This is a genomic window from Actinocrispum sp. NPDC049592 (assembly GCF_040675465.1).
In the GTDB taxonomy this organism is placed as follows: domain Bacteria; phylum Actinomycetota; class Actinomycetes; order Mycobacteriales; family Pseudonocardiaceae; genus Kibdelosporangium.
This window is the reverse complement of record NZ_JBFAPA010000018.1, coordinates 1-21,093: the sequence shown is the minus strand read 5'-3', so window position 1 is coordinate 21,093 and position 21,093 is coordinate 1. Positions and strand designations below refer to the sequence as shown.

20 protein-coding genes and 1 pseudogene are annotated in these 21,093 nt (G+C 68.3%); 11 read left to right on the top strand and 10 right to left on the bottom strand.

Translation table 11 applies throughout. The features are described from left to right. Positions 1–341: 341 nt before the first annotated feature. The 7 genes and pseudogenes from AB0J95_RS36545 to AB0J95_RS36515 all read left to right on the top strand — a co-directional run bounded on the left by AB0J95_RS36545 (position 342) and on the right by AB0J95_RS36515 (position 7,528). Complete coding sequence (locus tag AB0J95_RS36545) at positions 342–716, top strand: NAD(P)-binding protein (protein ID WP_364768689.1); 375 nt, start codon at positions 342–344, stop codon at positions 714–716. 323 nt (positions 717–1,039) lie between these two features. After that, positions 1,040–1,393, top strand: a pseudogene (locus tag AB0J95_RS36540) (glycine--tRNA ligase subunit beta); the annotation flags it as partial. A 70-nt stretch (positions 1,394–1,463) separates the two neighbouring features. Beyond that, positions 1,464–1,847: a hypothetical protein gene (locus AB0J95_RS36535; RefSeq protein WP_364769317.1), complete on the top strand. Its 384-nt coding sequence runs from the start codon at positions 1,464–1,466 to the stop codon at positions 1,845–1,847. A gap of 212 nt (positions 1,848–2,059) precedes the next feature. After that, a complete protein-coding gene (locus tag AB0J95_RS36530; RefSeq protein WP_364768686.1) occupies positions 2,060–2,524 on the top strand; it encodes a YbaB/EbfC family nucleoid-associated protein in 465 nt (154 codons plus the stop codon). After that, complete coding sequence (locus AB0J95_RS36525) at positions 2,521–2,835, top strand: type VII secretion target (protein ID WP_364768683.1); 315 nt, start codon at positions 2,521–2,523, stop codon at positions 2,833–2,835. The genes AB0J95_RS36530 and AB0J95_RS36525 overlap by 4 nt, the downstream gene beginning before the upstream one ends. After that, positions 2,832–7,097, top strand: a complete 4,266-nt coding sequence (locus AB0J95_RS36520) for a DUF6531 domain-containing protein (protein WP_364768680.1) — start codon at positions 2,832–2,834, stop codon at positions 7,095–7,097. The genes AB0J95_RS36525 and AB0J95_RS36520 overlap by 4 nt, the downstream gene beginning before the upstream one ends. Then, positions 7,094–7,528, top strand: coding sequence for a hypothetical protein (locus AB0J95_RS36515; protein ID WP_364768678.1), 435 nt, complete (start codon positions 7,094–7,096; stop codon positions 7,526–7,528). The genes AB0J95_RS36520 and AB0J95_RS36515 overlap by 4 nt, the downstream gene beginning before the upstream one ends. Here the strand turns inward: AB0J95_RS36515 and AB0J95_RS36510 are convergent. Further along, complete coding sequence (locus tag AB0J95_RS36510) at positions 7,517–7,771, bottom strand: hypothetical protein (protein WP_364768676.1); 255 nt, start codon at positions 7,769–7,771, stop codon at positions 7,517–7,519. The genes AB0J95_RS36515 and AB0J95_RS36510 overlap by 12 nt on opposite strands. Before the next feature lie 124 nt (positions 7,772–7,895). Here AB0J95_RS36510 and AB0J95_RS36505 point away from each other — a divergent pair, with 124 nt between their 5' ends. Together AB0J95_RS36505 and AB0J95_RS36500 are read left to right on the top strand one after the other, a co-directional pair. Next, complete coding sequence (locus AB0J95_RS36505; protein WP_364768674.1) at positions 7,896–8,444, top strand: HD domain-containing protein; 549 nt, start codon at positions 7,896–7,898, stop codon at positions 8,442–8,444. Positions 8,445–8,454: 10 nt separating this feature from the next. Then, positions 8,455–9,324, top strand: a complete 870-nt coding sequence (locus tag AB0J95_RS36500; RefSeq protein WP_364768671.1) for an NAD-dependent protein deacetylase — start codon at positions 8,455–8,457, stop codon at positions 9,322–9,324. Here the strand turns inward: AB0J95_RS36500 and AB0J95_RS36495 are convergent. Next, positions 9,286–10,656, bottom strand: a complete 1,371-nt coding sequence (locus AB0J95_RS36495; protein WP_364768668.1) for an MFS transporter — start codon at positions 10,654–10,656, stop codon at positions 9,286–9,288. The two genes, AB0J95_RS36500 and AB0J95_RS36495, sit on opposite strands and share 39 nt — an antisense overlap. Positions 10,657–10,732: 76 nt before the next feature. Between AB0J95_RS36495 and AB0J95_RS36490 the strand changes: the two genes are divergently transcribed. Next, positions 10,733–11,164 (top strand): helix-turn-helix domain-containing protein, encoded by a 432-nt coding sequence (locus tag AB0J95_RS36490; protein WP_364768665.1) that lies wholly within the window; start codon positions 10,733–10,735, stop codon positions 11,162–11,164. A gap of 51 nt (positions 11,165–11,215) precedes the next feature. Here AB0J95_RS36490 and AB0J95_RS36485 read toward each other — a convergent pair whose 3' ends face one another. From AB0J95_RS36485 to AB0J95_RS36450, 8 genes are all read right to left on the bottom strand, one after another. After that, positions 11,216–12,142, bottom strand: coding sequence for a hypothetical protein (locus AB0J95_RS36485; protein ID WP_364768662.1), 927 nt, complete (start codon positions 12,140–12,142; stop codon positions 11,216–11,218). Further along, a complete protein-coding gene (locus tag AB0J95_RS36480; protein ID WP_364768659.1) occupies positions 12,139–14,610 on the bottom strand; it encodes an Hsp70 family protein in 2,472 nt (823 codons plus the stop codon). Before AB0J95_RS36480 ends, AB0J95_RS36485 begins: the two co-directional genes overlap by 4 nt. Positions 14,611–14,625: 15 nt before the next feature. Then, complete coding sequence (locus tag AB0J95_RS36475) at positions 14,626–15,105, bottom strand: hypothetical protein (protein ID WP_364768656.1); 480 nt, start codon at positions 15,103–15,105, stop codon at positions 14,626–14,628. Beyond that, positions 15,105–16,169: a serine/threonine-protein kinase gene (locus tag AB0J95_RS36470; RefSeq protein WP_364768653.1), complete on the bottom strand. Its 1,065-nt coding sequence runs from the start codon at positions 16,167–16,169 to the stop codon at positions 15,105–15,107. The genes AB0J95_RS36475 and AB0J95_RS36470 overlap by 1 nt, the downstream gene beginning before the upstream one ends. After that, complete coding sequence (locus AB0J95_RS36465; protein ID WP_364768650.1) at positions 16,166–16,816, bottom strand: PP2C family serine/threonine-protein phosphatase; 651 nt, start codon at positions 16,814–16,816, stop codon at positions 16,166–16,168. The genes AB0J95_RS36470 and AB0J95_RS36465 overlap by 4 nt, the downstream gene beginning before the upstream one ends. Further along, positions 16,813–17,574 (bottom strand): FHA domain-containing protein, encoded by a 762-nt coding sequence (locus tag AB0J95_RS36460; RefSeq protein WP_364768648.1) that lies wholly within the window; start codon positions 17,572–17,574, stop codon positions 16,813–16,815. The genes AB0J95_RS36465 and AB0J95_RS36460 overlap by 4 nt, the downstream gene beginning before the upstream one ends. A gap of 21 nt (positions 17,575–17,595) precedes the next feature. Then, positions 17,596–19,755 (bottom strand): septum formation family protein, encoded by a 2,160-nt coding sequence (locus tag AB0J95_RS36455; RefSeq protein ID WP_364768645.1) that lies wholly within the window; start codon positions 19,753–19,755, stop codon positions 17,596–17,598. A 199-nt stretch (positions 19,756–19,954) separates the two neighbouring features. Then, a complete protein-coding gene (locus AB0J95_RS36450) occupies positions 19,955–20,341 on the bottom strand; it encodes a hemerythrin domain-containing protein (RefSeq protein ID WP_364768642.1) in 387 nt (128 codons plus the stop codon). An 84-nt stretch (positions 20,342–20,425) separates the two neighbouring features. Here AB0J95_RS36450 and AB0J95_RS36445 point away from each other — a divergent pair, with 84 nt between their 5' ends. Continuing rightward, positions 20,426–20,860 (top strand): MarR family winged helix-turn-helix transcriptional regulator, encoded by a 435-nt coding sequence (locus AB0J95_RS36445; RefSeq protein ID WP_364768639.1) that lies wholly within the window; start codon positions 20,426–20,428, stop codon positions 20,858–20,860. Positions 20,861–21,093: the final 233 nt, after the last annotated feature.

Genomic DNA, 21,093 nt, shown 5'->3' with positions numbered 1-21,093 from the left:
GGGAAGCCGAGTTCCTCGTTGGTGCGGCCGTAGATGTCGCGGAAGAGGCGCTGATATGCCGCGCTGACGGCTTCGTGGCCGTTCTCCCAGCGCGACAGTTTCGTTTCAAACTCGGCGCTGACATCACCGGAACCGCGAGCACGTCGGCCCGCCGGAGCAACATCCGAATCACTTCGTCAGCTGAGTAGCTCAACTGCTTTCGGACTGACTGAAGCCTGGTTCCCACCCTCGTGCCCCCTAGGCAAATAACAGCTCTGACCTGCGCGGTTAATTCCGGTTAATGGGGAGCGGATAACCGGAGCCATCTGTGGAAACGTGCGAAACTGCCGTTGTCTATAAACATGAACACACCACGAAAACACCGATCGGCAGCTCTAAACGGACCGCTGATCTTGTCGCCGGAGCGGCGGCTAGCTGTCCCGCTCGGCCTCCGTACGGTTGAGCATCAACGCCAGGTTGTCGTTCAACTGGTCGAGCCTCCCTGCGATCTCGTCGAGCCGGTCATGCCGGATTTCGACGTGATCTTCGTGGGCGCCGGGCACAACGCGCTCGTCGCCGCCGCGTACCTGGCCAAGGCCGGACGCGAAGTGTGCTTGCTGGACCAGGGTGACCGGGGTGGGGTTCGTCCGCAGCGAGGAGCTGACGCTGCCCGGGTTCGTGCACGACACGTACTCGGCGCTGTACCCCAGCTTTGTGGGCAGGCCCGCTTTCGCTGAGCTGGGGCCGGATCTCGCTCGGCTTGGCCTGACGTACGTCCAGGGTGGAGTGAGCACCGGAGCGTCCTTTCCGGACGGCCGCGCCGCGGTGATCGAGACCGATCCTGAGGCGCTGCAGGCGGAACTGGACTGGCTCGGTGAAGGCGAATCATGGGGTCAGCTGCTCGCCGAAGCCCTGACCGCGCTGGTCACCGAGTACGGTGCCGAGATAAGGACCGGCACGGAAGTAGACGCGATCCTGACCGAGCACGAACCTGGACGAGGCCGATCAGGCCACCGTCCGGAGGGCAGGCGCGCTGGCGAAGTTCGATCTGGCCTCGCAGATGGTGATCGAGCTGTCCAGCCTGGCGGGCACGATGGCGCGGGAGTACGCCCTGCGCGCGGGCGAAACCCCCGAAGTGGCAACGGCTCTGGCCGAGATGGAACAGCCGCGCAGCGCGAGCGACGCCCTCCCGGAGACGGTGCCGGGCACCATTCTCGCCCTTGCCGACCGGTTCGACCTGATCGCGAGCCTGTTCTCGATCGGCGCGACGCCCACGGGCAGCTCGGATCCGTTCGGTCTCCGGCGGGCGGCCGGCGGTGTGGTGTCGATTCTGCGCGCGGGACCGGTCGTGAGCATCAGCAAAGGCCTGGAGGCAAAGGGTTTCGCGCAGGACGCTTGCGCGTTCATCGTACGGAGGTACGAACAGCAGCTCCTCGACGCCGGCCACGACTTCCACCTCGTCCAGGCGATCCTGCCCCGCGCCGATGTGCCCCGCCGACGCCGACGCGACCCTGGCTCAGCTGGAACGGCTCATCCACGACGAGGACTTCGCCGCTGTGACAACGGCGATCCAGCGCGTCCGGCGAATCGTGCCGCCGGGCACGAGCCCCTCCTACGATCCGGCGCACCTGGTCGAACCCGCGGAAATCGCCCTGCACAACGCCCTCGCGGCCACGGATATGTCTACAAAGGACCTGGCAACGTTCGTGAACGCGGCCAGCGGGCTGCCGATCGAAGAGTTCTTCGACGCGGTCCTGGTGATGGCCGAGGACCAGCAAGTGCGCAACGCCCGGCTCGGCCTGCTGGCGAGCATCGCGGCGGCCGCCGAGGAGATGCTGGACTGGGGCTCGCTCAAACCGGCGGGGTAGACCGCAGCCTCCCCCGAACGGAGGCTGCGGCGTTCCCGGGGGTATGAAACCGGTCCGCCCGCGGTGCCGTCCAGGCGCCCAGGGGCAAGATTTGGTGCCTTGACAAATTCCTGCCGCCGGGCGGCCCGGGTGGGAACCGGCCGGGTCGCGCTGCCGTCCAACTCCGCGCGCGGGCAGAATGCGGTGGCTGGTCGCGGCGGAGGGAGCGGGCGATGGTGGGCGATCCGGAGGCGGAGCTGTCGGCGATCGAGTCGATGGTGACCGACTGGGAGCAGCGCGGGCAGGAACGGCTGGCCCGGGTCAAAGAGGTAACCGATCAGGTGGCCGGGCTCAGTGCGACGGCTACTGAGGGTGCCGTCACGGTAACCGTTGGGGCGAACGGGCTGCCGACGGACATCCGGATCGACGAGTCGGCCAAGGACCGCCCGATGGCGGAGCTGTCCACGTCGATCATGGCCACGCTGCGCAAGGCCCAGGCCCAGATCCCGAAGCTGATGGAAGAGGTCGCCAAGAAGGCGGGCATGGCCGGTGACAGCGTCGTGTCGCACCTGCTCACCACGGCCGAGCAGTCCTTTCCCGCCCCGGAGCCCGAACCCGGGCAGGCCGCCCCGCCCCGCGCATCGGATGACGAGTACTTCGACGAGATGCAGATGCTGCGGGACGAGGAGGACCGGTGACCGGCGAGAACATGGAAGTCGTGCTCGGCGAGCTGACCACGCACGCCGGGCACCTGGCCGAGATCGAGAGCCGGCTGGGCACGGCCCTGTCCGCCGCGCGGCAGGTCAGCATGGACAACGACGCCTACGGGGTGCTCGGTCAGCCGTTCGCCTGGATGCTCGACCCGTTCGAGCCGATGGGGACGGACATGATCCAGGCCGCCCAGGACGTCGTCACCAACCACATCGAGAACCTGACCAAGACCGCTGAGGCCTACGGCGGCACCGAGGAGAGCAACCGCGTCACCTTCGAAAAGGGCGGTCCGCGGTGAGCAACCCGTTGGTCGCCGCCCCGGTCGACTCGACCCAGGGCTACTCGGGCATTCCGATCGCCGAGGACGCCGTTTCCTGCTACCAGGGCCTGTCCTCCGGGAACTGGGTCGAGGGCGGTCTCGGCGCGGTCGCGACCGCCGCGGACATCGCCGATACCGTCGCCAACCCGTTCGGGGCGTTGTTCGCCGCGGGCGCGGGCTGGCTGATGGAGCACTTCGAGCCGTTGCGCCAGGCGCTGGACTGGCTGGCGGGCAAGCCGGACGTGATCGCGTCCTACGGGCAGACCTGGGACAACGTCAGCAAAGAGCTGGACAAGATCAAAGCCGACCACGAGAAGCTGGTCGGCACGGACCTCTCCGGCTGGACCGGCGCGGCCGCTGATGCCTACCGGAACACCTCCGCGCAGGTCGCCGACGCGCTGAGCTCGGCATCCTCGGTCGCGGGCGGGTTGTCCACGGGCACCACGATCATGGGCGCGCTGGTCGCGGCCGTGCGCACGACGGTCCGGGACCTGATCGCGCGGCTGGTCGGCAACGCCGTGCAGTGGTTGCTGGAGGAGGCGTTCACGCTCGGGCTGGCCACGCCGGTCGTGGTCGGGCAGATCACCGCCGCGGTGTCCAACGCGATGGCCAAGGTGACCAAGCTGATCAACAAGGTCACCACCACCATCAAGAAGGTCACCCCGCTGCTGGAGAAGCTCAAGAGCCTGTTCGCCAAGATCGCGGAGAAGCTCAAGGGACTGCGCCGGTCCGGTGAACCGCACACCGGTGCCCCCAAAGAGCTTCCACACACCAAGGCGGACACGCCGAGCGCGCACAGCAACCCCAGCAAGGCCGTCGACGACCCGCATGCCGCCTCCCAGTCCGCCGACCGGCCGTTCTGCAAGGACGACCCGATCGACGTGGTCACCGGTGAAGTCGTGCTGTCGCATACGGATCTCACGCTGCCGGGTGTGCTGCCGCTGGTGTTCACACGGCACCACCAGTCGAACTACCGCTCTGGGAAGCTGTTCGGGCCGTCGTGGGTGTCCCTTGTGGACCAGCGCGTCGAGGTCACCGCGGACGAGATCTGGCTGTACACGGCCGAAGGGCGACGGCTGCGGTATCGCAAGCCGACCGGCGCCGAGTCCGTGATGCCGGACTTCGGTCCCCGGATCGCGTTGTCCCGGGACGGTGCCGGGTACCGGGCGGTGGACCGCGGGACGACGTGGCGGTTCGCGCATGTCGGCGCCGAGTGGGAAGCCGGGTCGGTCCAGCCGCTGACCGCGATCCGGCATCGCGGCGGCGCTGAGATCACTGTCTCATACACCGACGGCTTGCCCACTTCGTTGCAGCACTCGGGCGGGTATCGGGTCACGTTCGACACCGCGGACGAGCGCATCGTCGCGATGCACGTTTCTGCGGGTGACACCACGGTTTCCGTGATGCGTTACTCGTACGACGAGCAGGGCCACCTGTCCGAAGTGGTCAACTCCTCCGGGCATGCCATGCGGTTCACGCACAGCGCCGAGGGTCGGCTGACTTCGTGGACCGACCGCAATGGCGAGTGGTACCGGTATGTCTACGACGAGCAAGGCCGTGCCACGTCGACGATCGGGTCCGGCGGCGCCCTGAACGGCACACTGCGGTACGAGGATCGTGCGACTGTCCACACCGACACACTCGGCAACACCACCCGCTACGAGAAGAACGCGCTCGGGCAGGTCGTCCGGGAGGTCAATGCCGTTGGCGCGACGACGATCCGCGAGTGGGACGAGTTCGACCGGTTGCGTGCTGTCACGGACCCGTTGGGCCTCACGACCCGGTACGACTACGACTCGAGCGGCAACCTCGCCTCGGTGACCCGTCCCGACGGCAAGGCCGCTTTCGCGCAGTACAACGAGTTCGGGCAGCCGACCTCGCTCACCGACTACAGCGGCGCGCGATGGACCCGGGTGTACGACTCGGCCGGGAACCTGGTCGCGGAGACCGATCCCACTGGTGCGACCACACGTTTCGAGCGGGACACCAACGGCCACTTGCGGTCGATCACCGACCCGCTGGGCAATGTGACGCGGTTTGAGACGACTCCGGCCGGGCTCGTGCACACGATCACCGACCCGCTCGGCCATGTCACGCGGCAGCAACGTGATTTGTTCGGCAGGGTCACCGCGAGCGTCGATCCGCTCGGCGCGGTCACGCGGTTCGGTTGGACCGTCGAAGGCCGGCCGTTGTTCCGCACCAACACCGATGGCGCCACAACGCGCTGGTTCTACGACAGTGAGGGCAACCAGGTAGAGGTCGCGGATGCGCTCGGCCAGGTGACTCGCTCGGAGTACGGGCACTTCGACTTGGTGACCGCGACGATCGCCCCGGACGGCGCTCGCACGACCTACGAGTACGACACCGAACTGCGCCTGACCAAAGTGACCAACCCGCAAGGGCTTTCGTGGCAGTACGAGTACGACGCTGCCGGGAACCTGGCTCAAGAGACCGATTTCAACGGCCGGGTGCTGCGCTACGACTACAACCTCGCTGGTCAAGTCGTCGCGCGGACCAACGGGGCCGGCGAGACGGTCACCTTCGTCCGGGACACGCTCGGCGAGATCGTCGAGAAGCACACGCCTTCCGGTGTCACGAGGTACGAACGGGATGAGCTGAGCCGGATCACCCGTGCCACCACCAGTGACTCCGAACTGGTCTACACCCGGGACGCCCTGGGCCGGGTGATCACGGAGACCGTGAACGGCCGCACGACCACGTACTCGTACGACGCATCGGGCAGGCGGGTCGAGCGGACGACACCCAGCGGAGTCGTGTCCACCTGGGACTACGACCCCACGGGCAAACCGGTGTCGCTGCTGAGCGCCGGGCACACCGTCTACTTCGAACACGACCTGGCCGGTCAGGAGATCGCCCGGTCGCTGGACAACGTGACCATCGCGCAGACGTGGGATCCCGCGCACCGGCCGGTCGGCCAGACCGTCACCGGCCCGCACGCCCAGCTCCTTCAACGGTCCTTCGCTTACCGGCCAGATGGTTTCCTGACCGCGGTCCAGGATGACGCTGGAGTGCGGCACCTTGCGCTCGACAGGCAGGGCCGGGTCACGAGTGTGACCGGCGCCGGACATTCCGAGCGGTATGACTACGACCTGTCCGGCAACATCAACGCCGCCGAGACCGAGGGCACGCTGCTCCGCCGCTCCGGCCGGACGACGTACATGTACGACCCGCAGGGCCGGGTTGTCGAGCGCCGCCTGCACACGCTGTCCGGTCAGGTGCGGTTGTGGCGGTTCACTTGGGATGCCGAGGATCGGCTGACCGCGGTGACCACGCCCGAGGGCGATGTGTGGCGGTACCAGTACGACGCTCTCGGTCGCCGGATCGCCAAGGAGCGCATCACCGACAGCACCGTGGCCGAGCGGATCGAGTTCGTCTGGGACGGTTCCTACCTGGCTGAGACCATTCGCGGGAGCGCCGTCACGACGTGGGACTACCGGCCGGGTTCCTCGACGCCGATCACCCAGCACGACCGGGTGTCCATGAAGGACGCTCCTCAGTCCGTTGTGGACGCCAAGTTCCACGCGATCGTGGCCGATCAGGTTGGCACGCCGACGGAGTTGGTGGCGCCGGATGGCACCATCGCGTGGCGCGGACGATGGACGTTGTGGGGCCAGTCGGCGGGGACGCAGGGCTCGGTCGCGTGCCCGTTGCGTTATCCCGGTCAGTTCCACGACGAGGAAACCGGCTGGAACTACAACTACTTCCGGTACTACGACCCGGAAACCGGGCACTACGCCAGCCAGGACCCGCTCGGTTTGCTGCCTGCGCCCAACCCTGGCACGTACGTCAGCAACCCGACCCACCTGATCGACCCGTTCGGGCTGTCCGGGTGCATTGACAACCGGGACTTCCCTACGCGCCAGGAGGCCTTGGACGCGGCCTACGACCGGGCCGGTATTCCGCGCGGCACCGAGCCGGACGTGACCTGGGAGGTCGGCAACGATCCGCTGCGCCGCGGCCAGCCCGGCTACCGGTACTCGGAAGACCTCGGCTCGCACGGCAACTACATGCAGTTCGAGACCGAGGGCGGGTCGCGGGTGATCGCCGAGCACACCGCCGACCCGAACGCCCCTGGCCCGCACTTCCACGCCGGCCAGCCCAAGGGCGACCCGACCGAGAACTTCGTGGACTTCGGCTGGGGCAACACCCCGAACCGCGATGTGCCGCGTTACGGTCAGATCGACGGCAAGCACCATTACTACTACCCGGAGGGCACATGACCGACGCGGAGCAGGACCGCGCCGCCCGGCTGCGGGCGGCGGGTCTCACCCTGCTCGGCACCGTCGACGAGGTGAACGGCATCACCCCGAAGATGGCGTGGGACCGGGTCGTGCGCGGCGACGACCCGGCGGTGGTGGTCGACGAGGACGCCGAACTGTCCGAAGTGGATGCTGCCTGGCTGCGTTTTACCCGGGAGCGCGGCTTTTTCGGCGAGGACGGCTCGTTCCACGTCAGCACGACCGGCGCCATCAGCTTGCCGTGGGCGCGGGTTCGGCTCACCGATTCGCCCAGCCTCGCTTCGGCGCTGGTCGTCTACCCGGGTGAGCCCGAGTTCGTCGCGCTGTCCGCGGATGGCACCGCGGCCTGCGGTGTGACGACCGAGGAGCACGGTTTCTGGGTCATGTGGCGGGAGTTCGGCTCAGCTTCTTGAGGGCTTTGCAGGCAGTGCCCGATCGTCCTTGAGCTTCGGCAGCGCACCCACTGGTTGCATCCGGGCGACGCCGTAGTTCCGGTCGGCTACGAGGTCCAGGTACTCGTCGGCGACTGCCGGATCGGCGAACCCGGCCAGGCCCAGGCCGAGCACCTCGGGTTGCGGACGAGGGCGCAGCTCATGGCCATGATCGACGCGGCCGGGCTGCGGGTGACGGGACGCGTCGAGACCAGGCCGCGGCATGCCAAGACGTCCAACCGAGCAGATCCGTTCTATCCGGCCCGCACGGCGGAAGTCACCTCATTGTGGCGACTCGGAAACTGTACGTAGCCAGTTGGATGGTCAGCGGTGCGGTTACCGTGGAGAAATGATCTCTGATGGGTTTCGGGAACTGCCTGAGCAGGCGAAAGAGCTGCTGCACGACGCGTCACCGCGGCTGGTGGCGCATCTGCGGGCCGTTCACGACGTGGCGTGGCAGATCGCCGACTGGGTGGGGCGGGTCTATCCGGCGGCCGGGTTCGACCGGGAGGCCGTCCTGTTCGGCGCCGCCACCCACGACATCGGCAAGATCATCTATGTCGCCGAGCTGAGCGGGCCGGGCTCGGAGCACGAGCAGGCGGGGTACGAGCTGCTGCTGTCCAAAGGTGTGCCCGCGCGGCTGGCTCGGTTCGCCCGCACACACTCCGCCTGGACGCCGGACATCGAACTGGACGACCTGCTGGTGTCCCTGGCGGACAAGATCTGGAAGGGCAAGCGGGTGCAGGACCTCGAGCAGCTGGTCACCGAGCGGCTCGCGGCGAGCACCGGGCAGCCGGTCTGGGAGGTGTTCATGGGCCTGGACGACTTCCTGGACCACATCGCCGCCGGTGCCGAGGCCCGGCTCGCGTTCCAGGCCGCCCATCCGGTGACGACGTAAGCTTGATCCCGTGCGAACACGCCCGACCCTCACCTGGGAACCGACCGGGGCGCCGTTGCCGCGCACCACGAGCCTGGATGAGGTCGTCGAGGTCGTCGCCGCCGGGAATGTGGCGGTGCTGAGCGGGGCGGGGCTGTCGACGGAGTCCGGGATCCCGGACTATCGCGGGGAGAGCGGCACGCTGCGGCGGCACACGCCGATGACGTACGACGAGTTCGTGGGCAGCCTGGAGGGGCGCCGTCGGTACTGGGCGCGGAGTCACGTCGGCTGGCGGACGATCGCGCGGGCCGAGCCCAATGTCGGCCATCACGCTGTGGCGGCCCTGCAGGCACGCGGCCTCGTCAGTGGCGTCATCACGCAGAACGTCGACGGGCTGCACACCGCCGCGGGTTCGGCGGATGTGGTCGAGCTGCACGGCAACCTGGATCGCGTGATCTGCCTGGAGTGTAAGGACATCTCCGCCCGTCAGGTCCTCGACGACCGGTTCACCACGGCGAACCCGACCTTCGAAGCCGTGGCCCTGCAGGTCAACCCCGATGGTGACGTCGAACTGGAGGAGCACGCGGTCCAGTCCTTCGCGCTCGTGGACTGCACGGCGTGCGAAGGCGTGCTCAAGCCCGATGTGGTGTTCTTCGGGGAGAACGTGCCGCGGGTCAGGGCAGAGGCGTGCTACCGGCTCGTCGATGAGGCGGATGCGTTGCTGGTACTGGGTTCCTCGTTGACGGTGATGTCCGGGCTGCGGTTCGTCCGGCACGCGCACAAGGCGGGCAAGCCGGTGATCATCGTCAACCGCGGGCGAACCCGCGGCGACGAATACGCGACCGTGCGCGTGGACCTCCCGCTAGGCCAAGCGCTCACCGACCTCGCGACGCGGCTTTAGCCCCGAACCGGTGACCAGCAAGGCAAGCGCGATGCCGATCACCGGGACTATCAGGGCGTTCAAGGTTTGCCCCGCGATGGTCACCAAGGTGACGCCAAGGGCGGCGCCGAACTGCGTGGACGTGTTGAGCAGACCGCCCGCCAGGCCTTGTTCGCGCGCGGCGATGCAGTCGGTGGCGGCGATTGTTATTGGGCCGTAGACGAACGAGAACGCCAGGCCCAAAGAAATGAAGCTGGGCAGCATGGCCGCGTAAGGCCAGTCCGCGGTGGCTGGCATGAACAGGAGGTAGCCCAGCGCCGCGAATCCCAGTCCGGCCAGGATGACCTTGGTGGTGCCGAACCGGTCGACCAGCCGAGGAGTCAGGGTCGGCGCGAGGACCATGTCGAGCGCGATGATCAGCATCGCCAACCCGGTCTCCACCGTGGACCAGCCGTGCAAGTCCTGCAGGTACAGCGTGACGATCAGCTGGAAGCCGTAGAACGAGCCCATGAACAGCAGGGCGCCGATGTTGGCCCGGACCAGCGCGCCCGACCGCAGAACTCCCAGTCGTACCAACGGAACAGCGGCTCGGCGTTCGGCCCGGACGAACGCGGCCAGCAACAGGAGGCCGCCGGCGAATGCAGCGGTCGTCCAGACCCACCCGTTGGCGGGGTGTTCCAGCCGAACGGTGCCGAAGACCAGCAACAGCATGGATCCGGCGATGGTGAGGGCGCCGGTGAGGTCGAAGCCGCGAGCGCGTTCGGGCCGGTCGGCGCCGGGGATCAGGATGGTGCCGAAGACCAGGATCAGCGCGGACAGGATCACCGGGGCGAAGAACACCCACCGCCACCCGATACCCGCCAGCAGACCACCGGCGACCAGGCCCAGCGAGAACCCGCCCGCCCCAGCGGCGCCGTAGATGATCAGCGCGCGGTTGCGTTGCGGCCCTTCGGCGAAGCTCGTCGTGATGATCGAAAGACCTGCTGGGGTCATGAAAGCCGCCGCCGCGCCGGTGACGAACCGCGCGAGCAGCAGCACCCAGCCCTCCGGGGCGAAGCCGCCCAGCCCCGAGAACACCAGGAACACCACCAGCCAGAGCAGGAACATCCGGCGGCGGCCGAACATGTCCGCCGCTCGCCCGCCGAGCAGCACGAACCCGCCGTACCCCAGCACATAAGCGCTCATCACGCCGCTGAGTTCGGCCGGGGACATGCCCAGGTCCTCGCGGATCGACGGCAATGCCACGTTCAGCATCGCGACGTCGGACCCCTCGATGAAGATCGCGCCGCACAGCACGAGCAGCAGGGCCCAGCCCTTGCTGCCCAAGCGAGGCGCGCGAACTGTCGTCAACACCACTCTCTCCCCAGGTCAGTTACTCAAATGCGGGTCAGTTCTCTCTTGTAACCACCTCCATGCTGCGGCAACATCTGTGGATGTGGAAGAAGGCACTTTGAACTCACCGACTGACCCGGGCCTCACCGCGTGCGACATGGACATCTACCAGTGGGACGCGCGCGAGGGCTGCGAGGTCCGGCAGATCCTCGACCGGATCGCGGACAAGTGGTCGCTGCTGGTGATCTCGCTGCTGGGCCGGCGGCGACTGCGGTTCATGGAGCTGCTGCGCGAGATCGACGGCGTCAGCCAGCGGATGCTGACCACGACGCTGCGCCACCTCGAACGGGACGGCCTGATCGCCCGCACGGTTCATCCCGTCGTGCCGCCGCGGGTGGACTACGAGCTCACCGACCTGGGCTGCACCCTGCTGGACACCATCCAGACCCTGGTCCGGTGGACCGAGGACAACCAGCTGAAAATCGCCGCCGCGCGGGCCCGTTACGACGCCACCGCCACGGTCGGATAAGAGGCTCACCAGAGTAATAGCGATACTCTGGTGAGCCGTCACCATCGCCGGTTACTTGCTCTCACCAGCAGGAACACTCAGAAGAATGGTCACCGTGCGATTTCTGGGGGCATCGGGGAAGGGGCCCTCGGACTGATCGGCAGTGGCCAGCTTGAATGCCGTCAAAGGGAGCTTTCCGCCAGTGGCCAGATATCCGGCGGCCACCTGGGCACGGGCGAGCGCGACGGTCGAACCGCCGCTGGTGCGGCCACCGGCGACGGCGACCGCGTGGCCCACGATGGTGACCGACGCGTGCGCGTCGGCCAGGCGGGCGCCGATCTCGGTGAGCAGCGGCCGGGCCGCCGTGGTGATCTCCGCCTCGGTCCAGAAGACCCCCGCTTCGAACACGAGGCGGACGTCATCGGCCCGCCGCTCCACCCGGACACCCGGGATCCCGGCGAAACGGGCCGCGAGGGTGTCCAGCGCCTGCTGGTGGCGGGCAGCGGCCGCGGTGCGCTCACTGTCCACTGCGGACAACCGCTGTCGCAGCTCGTCCACTTGGGCCTGCAGCGGGTTCGAGTCCTGGTGTGCCTGCGGCGGGATCGGCGCCGCCGCGGCCGGGGCGCGGTCACTGGACGACAGCCAGACCACGCCACCGACCACCGCCGTGGCCACGACCGCAGCCGCGACCACGGCGGCCTGGGCCGCGTTCACCAGCGGACGCGCGCGCCCGCCGGCGATGATCCGGGCGATCGCCTCCCGCCCGGCCTTGGCGTCCGGGTCGGAGGACTCCATCGACAGCACCTGGATCCAGCACGAGTCCGCCGTGGAGAACTCGCCCCGCTGGGCGTGCACCCGCGCCTTGAGATCCAGGCTGGCCACCGTCGGCGGAATGCTGCCCAGCAACGACATCGCCAGGTCCAGGTCCCCCGCGTACGCAGCGGCGTGCGCGCGGCTGAGGGTCAGCTGGTCGTGCAGTGCGGAACGCAGCTCGGTCATGCCCGGTACACCCCGATGATCTTCTCCTGCTCGTTCTGCGGCAGCAGCCGGATCAGCCGCTGGTTCACCGCGTCCAGGCCACGCGAGTCATTGTTCGCGATGGCCCGCTTGCCCTCCTGGACCAGCGCGCTGGCCTGCGGCGAGAGCTGGAGCATGTCCTGCAGCGTGTAGAACAGCCGGACCGGCCAGTCCGGGCTGCGCCGCTCCAGCTCGAACAGGAACTGGCTGACCCGTTCGATCTGCACCTTCATCGCCGCGCTGCTGTTCGACGAGATCGCCTCGGTCGCCTTGCGGCGCAACTCGTTCAGGCCCTGGCGGTCGTGGGCGCTGCCGGCCTGGTTGACCATCTCGTCGGCCTCGGCCAGCAGGTCCTCCAGCTGCTTGACCAAAGTCGGCAGCTGCACGGCGTCCTCGATGTCGTCGAGGTCGGCCTGCAGGTCGCGGATCCGGTCCTCGGCCGCGGCCGCCGCACCGGCGTCCACTTTGGATGCTCCCACCTGTTCGCGCACGATGATCAGCGTCTTCTCACCGTCGATCTTGTCGACCCGTTGCTGGGCCTCGGGCGAACCGGTTGCGTCGACGTCATTGCGCAACGCGTTGAGCCGCTTCTCCGCGTCGTTCAGCTGGACCTGCAACGCCTGCGGGGTCGCGGTGCGGATGTCCTCGAGGTTGATCTCGGCCTCGAACTGGGCCTGGACCAAGGGAACGTCCGCGATGACGGTGACCAGGCTGGAGGCGTCCACCTCGAAGGTCACCTCGACCTCGGTCCCCGCGGGCAGGTCGATCCGCACGTCCCGGGGCCGGATCTCCAGCATGCCGACCTCGCGGTTGCGGTCGGCGCGGTTGCGTTCCCCTTGCACCACAGGAATCCGGACCACCGCGTCGGTGTCGCTCTTCTGCATCACGCTGGAGGTCCGGAACACCTCACGCACCCGGGTCGGCAGCCGCGAACCCTTGGGCAGCATCGGCGCGAACGCCCGGTCGGCGAGCTGGATGCCGAGCGAGCTGGCCAGCCGGACGCCACCGAACTCCACGTCCCGGTGGGTGATCGACAGGCTGTCGGGGGTGACTTTTCGCGGTGCGCCGGTGTTGTCGGTCAGCTCGACGGTGAACCGGGAGGTCCGGTGCGGGTCGACGTCGACCTCGGTCAGGAAGGCGCCCTTGGCGTTCAGCGCGATCTTGGGCGAGCGGAACGGCGGCTGCCCCTCCGGGTTGGTCAGTGTCACCGAGTACTTCGTCCAGTCCACTTCGGACACCGACTTGAACCGGCCGCCGACGGTCGGCGTGGTCGTGGTGACGCTCGGCTCGTAGGCCAGCTCGACGACGAACTCACCGGCCGCGACCTGCTCCGGCACGAACGTCTCCGGCTTGCGCAGCGTCGAGGCGAACACCGCGGCACCGCGGGCGACGACCGTCGTCGGGTCGAGGCTGATGTCGAGCTGGATGCCGATGCCGTCCCTCGGATCCGACAGCCGCTCACGCAGGCCGGGAGCCAGTGTTTGCCCGCCCACCAACAGAAGCCGGTCGATGTCGTCCACGCCAACGGAAGCCTCGGCGAGCGCGTCCCGGCAGAGGTTGATCGCCCGGACGTAGAACGGTTCCGCGACCGAGTCCAGCTCGTCGCGCCGCAGGGTGTACTCGAAGGTGTCGTCGTCCAGGTCGACCATGATCGACACGGTCTCGTTGCGGGACAATACAATTTTGGCGTCCTCGGCGGCCACCTTGAGCTTGGCGAAGTTGGCCCGCCACTTGCGGTTGTCCCGGTGGAACTCGGCCATGCCCAGATCGCGGGCCGCGGCCGGGGCGAGCACCCGGTCCACCAGGGCCCAGTCGATCAGTTTCCCGCCCAGGTAAGGATCTCCGGCGTGGTTGAGCACGCGCAGGTCGCCGTCGCGCTTGCTGACCACGGCCGCGTCGAACGTGCCGCCGCCGAAGTCGAACACCATCCAGTAGCCGCGCTCGATCGAATCCCGGAACCCGTAGGCGAAAGCGGCCGCGGTCGGCTCCTGGACCAACGGGCAGGCGGGGTTGAACCCGGCCAGCGTGGCCGCCTCGGTGGTGGCCTTGTTCTGGTTCAACGCGAACGCGGCCGGTACGGTGATCACCGCGAACTCCGGCGCCTGGCCGCTGTAGTGCGAAGCGTCCGCCCGCAAGGACTTCAGCACCTCGGCAGACAGTTGCTGCGGTGTCAGCTCGACTCCGGCCTTGACGAACGTCCGGCGCGCGTCGGCCAAGCCCATCTCCAGCTTGAACTCGGCGGCCGCGTTGTCCGGGTCGCTCTCCACCCGCTGGCGGGCCCGGCGGCCCACGTAGGTCGAGTCGGGCTTGGGCATCCACACCGCGGACGGGGTGATGTCCCAGCCGTCGTTGCTCTTGATGACCACGACGTCGCCGTCCTCGACCACCGCGATCGCGCTGTTGGTGGTGCCCAGGTCGATGCCGAAGTCGATGGTGTCGCTCTTGCGCATGTGCGCTCCCCTCAGCTACTTGGCCGGTGGCCCGGCCACGATGACCTGACCCACTTGGATTCGCCGGTCGTTGAGATAGATCGTCGGCCGCACGGTCTCCCGGACGACTTCGCCCGGCAGCGAAGGATCCTCTTCGTACGTCAGCACTTCGATCGACCGCCCGGGGTTGAACGCGTCCCCGTCGTGCTCCTGGATGACCACCCCGGAGCTGGCCAGCATCTCCCGGCAGGTGGCCAGGTAGCGCCCGGTCTGCCGGTCCTTCGTGGTCGGTTTCTCGCCGTCCCTGGTCAGCCTCCGCTGCGCCCGCCACAGGTTCGTGGCCGCGTCGGCGAGCGCCTTCTCGTCCAGGTCCTGCTTGGGTCCCGCCTTGGGCTCGGCGATCTGGTCGAGCAGCTGTTCCACCTGCTCGCGCAGCACGTCGTCGCCGGGCGGCGGCGAGATGCGGAACTCCTTGCGGTACCGGCGTTGCCGGAGCGCGGCGCGTAAACCGGCCATCACATGATCACCCCTCGGCGCCAGAGCAGGAGCTTGGGCAGGTGCTGTTCACGAAGGTGCGGGGACAAGTTGACGGCTTCCTCCATCAGGTCGGCGGCGCGGTTGAGCTGTCCCGGCACGTACCGCAGCGACAGCGCCTCCTCGGCGAGCTTCTTGGCGCGTTCAGTGGGCGGCCGGGCCACGGAGTTCTGAGCGGCCTGGATGGGCTCCCGTGCAACGGTTTCCTTTCGCGCCCGCAAGGCGTCGTACAGTTCCCGGGCGGTGGCGGGCCGGTTGTTCCGGTCGACCTCCAGCGTCGCCATGATGATCTTGTCGAGCTCCCGGTCGACGGTCTCGTTGTAGCTGCTGGGCGGCAGCAACGGCTTGGCGAACCGGGCGAACGAGTACGACGAGAACTGGGCGCCGTCGTCGAACGGGAAGTGGTTGGTGAGCAACAGGTACGCGATCGTGCCCACCGACCAGACGTCGCTCGCGCACGAGTAACCCTGGTTGCGCAACACTTCCGGCGCCATGAACGCGTACGTCCCCTGCGCGCTGGCCAACCGGGTGAACGGGTCGGCGCGCTTGGCGAGACCGAAGTCGCTGACCCGGATGCGCATGCCCGAACCATCGTACCCGACAAGCACATTCGCCAGTGAGACATCGCGGTGCACGATCGGCGGGTCCTGGTCGTGCGCGACGGCCAGCCCGCTGGCGATCTGGAGCATCACCTCGGCCACCAGATCCGTTGGCACGGAAGGACGATGCGCGGCCGCGAGCCGCTCCAGGCTGCCACCGGCCACGTACTCCATGGTGAAGAACCCGCGCAGGCCCTCGGGAGTCTGCACCGTGCTCGCCTCGAACAGCCGGACGATGTTGGGGTGGCCCAAAGTGGACAGCAGCCGGGCCTCGCCGAGCATGGCCTTGGTCTCCTCCTTGGAGGCGACCCGCTTGAACAGCTTCATCGCCTGCCAGCCCAGGTACTCGTGCTGCACCCGGTGCACCTCGGCGAACGCGCCCTCGCCCAGCAACCGGTCGATGACAAGGGTGTCGCTGACCCGGTCGCCGCTGTTCAGCAAAGTCATGGGCACACCACCACCACGGAGGTGTCGTCGATCGTCCCGCCCTCGGTGGCGGCGTCGACCAGCTGACGGCACACCCTGTTCAAGTCACCCGCCCTGGTCAGCATGGCTCCGATCGCCCGGTCCTCGACGGTACCCGTCAACCCGTCCGTGCACAGCAGAATCCGGTCACCCGGGCGGAGATCGTGCAGCGACACGTCCGGCGACACCTCCCCGCCCATGCCCAGGAACCTGGTGAGGTGCCCGTCCTCGGTGTGGTCCTCGGTCAGCCTGGTCACCTTTCCGTTACGCGCCAGATAAATCCGGCTGTCGCCCAGATGAACGGCCAGCGCCCGGCCGTCGCGTACCACGACCATCGCGACCGCCGCTCCGGTCGTCCCCGGGCCGGTCCGCGCCGCAGCCCGGACGGCCGCGTTCACCTTGTCCAGCACGCCGGTCACGACCTGGCGGACATCGGGACCGTGCACGTCGACCGCGTTCATCGCCGCCGACAGCTGGGACACCACGATCCCGGCCGTGGCGGCCGCGTCGGCGAGCCCGCCCATGCCGTCCACCACAAGGAAAACGCCCCGTTCCGGGTCGGCCAGCAGCCGGTCCTGGTTGTCCGGGTGCAGGCTGCCCGCGCAGCTCAGCGTCGCGCACTCGATCATGTCGGCTCCGCGGGGGCGACGTTGAGCCGGTAGCCGATCCCGGTGACGGTCTCCAGGATCCGCGGGGCGGACGGGTCGGGCTCGACGCACCTGCGCACCGCCCGGACCACACCGGCGATGTCCATCTTGTTGTACGACCGGTGCGGCGCCCACTCGTCGCGCGAACCCCACAGCGCCGTAATGAGTTCCGCGTGGTCACAGGCGACCGCCGCGCCGCCGGTGCTGCGCCCGGCCATGTACCGCAGCAACTGGTGGCCCTGCGGGCGAAGCCCGGTGATCAGGGTCTCCTTCCCGTTCTCCACGCGGTAAGCCTGCGCGGCCACCCAGTCGTACCGCAGGCACGGCCCGAGATGGCGGACGTCCGCGGGCGAACCGAACGGCGCGGGCCGGGTGGTGTGCGGGTCCAAAAAGGTCAGTTCCCAGTACAGCGGGTCGCCGTCCGGGGTCATGTCGCCCAGGATCATCAGCACATCGCCGTGCTGGACGCGTTTGCGGCCCTGCAGGCGCTCGGTGGTACCGCCGTGCCGCAGCAGAGTCCCGTTCACGCTGGCGTTGTCGGTCACCGACCACATGCCTTCGGCGAAGTCGAGCGTGCAGTGCAGCCGGCCGACCCAGCGCTGCGGGTCCGGGCCCAGGGCCACATCCGGCGCGTGGTCCGGCGCGGCGCGGCCGATGGTGATCGGCCCGCCGTCCAGTTCGACACCGCTCAACACGCCCTCGGGCGAGCTGATCCGCAGCGCCACCGCACGCTCCACCACTGACGTTCTCCTGTCTCTGCTTCAGTTCCTCAGTGCGCCGGTGAACTCTTGCTCACCGGCCCGGCTTCCGGTGCACACCGCGTAGATGTCCTTGGTCGGGTCCTGCCAGGCGCCCTGCCCCGGCCAGGTCGCGCCGTAGTGGAAGTTGTCGTCCAGGCCACGCTCGTCCTTGGCGATCTTCAGGCAGGCCGCGTAGGCCGCGTCCTTGACCGCCTGGTCGCCCGGCCACGGCGAACCCGCCTGGTACAGAACGGGAAAACCGATCACCTCGGCCCAGTGGAAGTCGTCGCACGGGACGAACGGGACGTCGTGGATGTTGTCGTTGTAGTCCTTCTGGTGCTGGATGCACGCGCCGACCGGCGGGTTGGCCGAGATGTCGGCGTTGAACAGGTCCATCCGCCAGACGATGTCCTTCGTCTTGTCCTCCTGGGTCAGCCTGGACTTCGGCAGGGAGGAGTCGTCCGACTGGTGCACGATGCAGGTCGCGTAGTTCTGGAAGTCCTTCTGGGTCTTGCCGTCGTTCCACCTGTGCTCGTCGGGATAGGCGAAGTCCACCGTGAACTGGCTTTGCACGCTCTTCATCGCCGCGTTGTACCGGCAGTTGTAGCGCGCCTCGGCGATGACCTGGTCCTTGCCGGGGTAGGGCGAGGGAACCGCGCCGAGCGAGGTGTACCCGATCACCTCGGCCCAGTGTTCCTCGGTGCACGGCACGACCGTGACGTCGTTCTTGTCCTTGTCCCACTCGGCCTTGTCCTTCAGGCAGGTGCCGACGGCGACGTTGTCGGTGGTCTGGTCCTGGAAAAGCGAGTCCGGCTCCGGCGAACCGCCGTCGAAGAACAGGAAGTACGTGCCCAGGCCGATCAGGCCGAGCACCACGATCCACCCCACCAGCCGCCGGAACGCGGTGACTGCCGGGCTGCGGTTCGCCGCCCGGTGGGCGCGCATCGCCCGGCGCCGCATGCGGCGCTTGACCCTGCCCTCGTAGGCTGCCTCGCGCGCCGATAGGGGGTAGTAGCCCAGTTCGGTCAGCATCCGGTCGATCTCGGCGATCCCCGGCGAACCGGCCATCGTGCGCCGGATGTTGCGCAGCATCTGCTTGGCCAGGTCGGTGCGGCCCAGCCGGCACAGTTCGTCGACGCGTTCCCGGATCGTCCGGAACGCCTCCACCATGTCGTTGAGGGCCCTGGTGTTCTCCTCGATCAGGTTCGAGGTGTGCGGGTCCGAGGTGAGCTTCTCGGCCGCCTTGAGCCATTTCCGGGCGTTGTTCTCGGACTGTGCGTCGCCGGTGTCGATCAGCCGGACCGCGCAGTTGTTCAGCAGCAGCGCGACGTCGTTACGGGTGCTGGCGGTGCGGCGGTGGCGGGTGGCGGGCACGAGCGCGTTCAGCCGCTTCAGCTGCGGCAGGACGTTGTCGTAGACCATGGCGGCGGCCCGGTGCGGGTCGCCCTCGTTGAGCGGTTTGACCGCCTCGGCCAGCTCGGTCTTGACCGACTCGTAGACCGGTTCGGCCGCGCCCTCCAGCTGGTCGTCGATCACCGACTCGCGCAGCGGCCAGGTGCGGGCCTGCTCGGCCAGCCAGGTCGGTTCCGAAGTGGACGTCGCGGCGAGCTGGATCAACGGCTTGACCAGGGTGAGCGGCACCTCTTCGCGCAGCAGGTCGATGACCGACTCGGTGAGCTGCTTGTCGTCCAGCGCGGTGATCCGCGCACGGACGTGGTCCCAGAAGGCCGCCCGGCGCAGCACGCCGCCCCACCGGCGGGACGCCTCCGCCCAGAGACCCTCGAGCTCGTCGAGGTCCTCGTCGCTCAGCTCGTCGCCGAGGGCTTCCTTGTCCAGAGCGGCACTGTGCGCCTGGACGGCCTGGTCGTGCTCGATGTGCAACGACTTGGCACACCCACAGCTCGCGTCCGGGGTGTCCCACAACCAGAACACCTCGTCCACCAGCCGCCGCCGCGGGTCGCCGAGGATCAGGTCGAAGGCGCGGCGCACCTCGTCCTCGTCCGCCTCGACGCCCGAGTCGAGGTCGATGCCCATCGCCAGCGCCGCGGAGACCTTCTGCTGCCGGTGCCGCACCGCGCGCCGGTCGGCGTCGGTGGGCAGGCCCGTGATGCGGAACGCGTTGCGCCGGTACAGCTGCGGACCGGCGATCTCCAGCAGTCCCGCGGAGGTCGGGTCGTTCACCGCACCCCCCACCGCGTCCGGCCGCCCCTGGAGAACATCGCCACCCCCATCTCGGTCAAGCTACCCGTGCCGAAAAGTCTCTCCGAAGAGGACGCCCATCTCCATGAGAGCCGGATGGAAATGGGATGGTTCCGGTTGTACTGGGTTTCGCCGAAGCCTGAGTAGCCGCAGATGGGTGGTGCTGGACGATCTTTCCGGCTCAGGCCAACAGAGCGGGTATGAGCTGTCGCTCCTCGTAGGCGAAGTGCTCCTCGAGCCGACCGGCCAGCTTATCCAGCTCGGCGCGGACGTCGTTCCGGGAGGCCAGTAACCGTTCGATCTCGGCCAGGGTCGCTTGCACCACTTGGTGTTCCCGGCGCAACCGGGCGAAAGCCGGGGCCAGCTCGGGGAACTCCGCCTCGAACCGGGTGAACGCCCCCTCCTCGCGGGTGTGGTGGGTGTGCAGGTTGGCGCAGAAGGTCAGGCAGTGCGTCCGCAGGGTCCTGGGCAGCGGGCCCGGGTGTTCGCGGACGCGCGCCAGCTCGGCGCGCAGCTCCCGGTGGGCCTGCAGGAGCTGCTCCGCGGCGGCGCGGTGACGGTCGGCCATGGATGTCCCTCAGTAGGATTTGATGGCAAAGCAGTTTTGCTTTGCAAGCAAAGCTACTTTAGGAACAGAGGCGAAGGGGCGTCAATGGGTGTCGACGATGCTGTGCGCGCGCTGCTGTTGTTGATGCCGCGGATGGTCGGCCGGGTGAAGCGGATCAAGGTCCCGCCACAGCTGGAGTCTCTCGCCCTCGCCCCTCGGCACCTGTCGCTGTTGTCGTACCTGCTGTTCGACGGGCCGATGACCGTGAACGACCTCGCCGCGCGCCTGGAGGTCGCCCCGGCCACGGTGAGCCTGATGGTCGGCGACCTCAGCCGCAAAGGCGTCCTCGAACGCCAGGAGGACGACAACGACCGCCGCCGCCGCATCGTCAGCATCACGGCCTCGCACAAGCAGGCCATCGAGGACTGGCTGGCCCGTGGCGCGAAGGCATGGCAGAAAGCCCTCGCCCCCCTGTCACCCACCGAGCGCGAGATGTTCGTGGCAACCCTCCGCGCCTACGAAGAAGAACTCACCGACTAACCCGCGTGTCCCACATTCACGGCCCCCGTGTCCCACGTTCGCGGACCCCGAGTTCCCCCACGCGAAGGACCGGTGGTCGGCGAATGTGGAACTCGGGGGCTATGAACGTGGGACACGGGGGCGGCGAACGTGGGACACGCGGGTTAGACATCCCAGGGCCGTGGCTTGTCAAGCGGCGGTTTGGTGATCTTGGGTGCGGTGGGCCCAGGCGGTGTGTTCGTCATAGCAGGTGT

Excerpts from the sequence above, each read along its gene's own strand:
- AB0J95_RS36510 (WP_364768676.1), bottom strand. The coding sequence starts at position 7,771 with ATGCCGCGGCCTGGTCTCGACGCGTCCCGTCACCCGCAGCCCGGCCGC.
- AB0J95_RS36450 (WP_364768642.1), bottom strand. The coding sequence starts at position 20,341 with ATGGCCGACCGTCACCGCGCCGCCGCGGAGCAGCTCCTGCAGGCCCAC.
- AB0J95_RS36505 (WP_364768674.1), top strand. The coding sequence starts at position 7,896 with ATGATCTCTGATGGGTTTCGGGAACTGCCTGAGCAGGCGAAAGAGCTG.
- AB0J95_RS36485 (WP_364768662.1), bottom strand. The coding sequence starts at position 12,142 with ATGACCGAGCTGCGTTCCGCACTGCACGACCAGCTGACCCTCAGCCGC.
- AB0J95_RS36530 (WP_364768686.1), top strand. The coding sequence starts at position 2,060 with ATGGTGGGCGATCCGGAGGCGGAGCTGTCGGCGATCGAGTCGATGGTG.
- AB0J95_RS36465 (WP_364768650.1), bottom strand. The coding sequence starts at position 16,816 with ATGATCGAGTGCGCGACGCTGAGCTGCGCGGGCAGCCTGCACCCGGAC.
- AB0J95_RS36445 (WP_364768639.1), top strand. The coding sequence starts at position 20,426 with ATGGGTGTCGACGATGCTGTGCGCGCGCTGCTGTTGTTGATGCCGCGG.
- AB0J95_RS36470 (WP_364768653.1), bottom strand. The coding sequence starts at position 16,169 with ATGACTTTGCTGAACAGCGGCGACCGGGTCAGCGACACCCTTGTCATC.
- AB0J95_RS36535 (WP_364769317.1), top strand. The coding sequence starts at position 1,464 with ATGTGCCCCGCCGACGCCGACGCGACCCTGGCTCAGCTGGAACGGCTC.
- AB0J95_RS36545 (WP_364768689.1), top strand. The coding sequence starts at position 342 with ATGAACACACCACGAAAACACCGATCGGCAGCTCTAAACGGACCGCTG.
- AB0J95_RS36480 (WP_364768659.1), bottom strand. The coding sequence starts at position 14,610 with ATGCGCAAGAGCGACACCATCGACTTCGGCATCGACCTGGGCACCACC.
- AB0J95_RS36475 (WP_364768656.1), bottom strand. The coding sequence starts at position 15,105 with ATGGCCGGTTTACGCGCCGCGCTCCGGCAACGCCGGTACCGCAAGGAG.
- AB0J95_RS36515 (WP_364768678.1), top strand. The coding sequence starts at position 7,094 with ATGACCGACGCGGAGCAGGACCGCGCCGCCCGGCTGCGGGCGGCGGGT.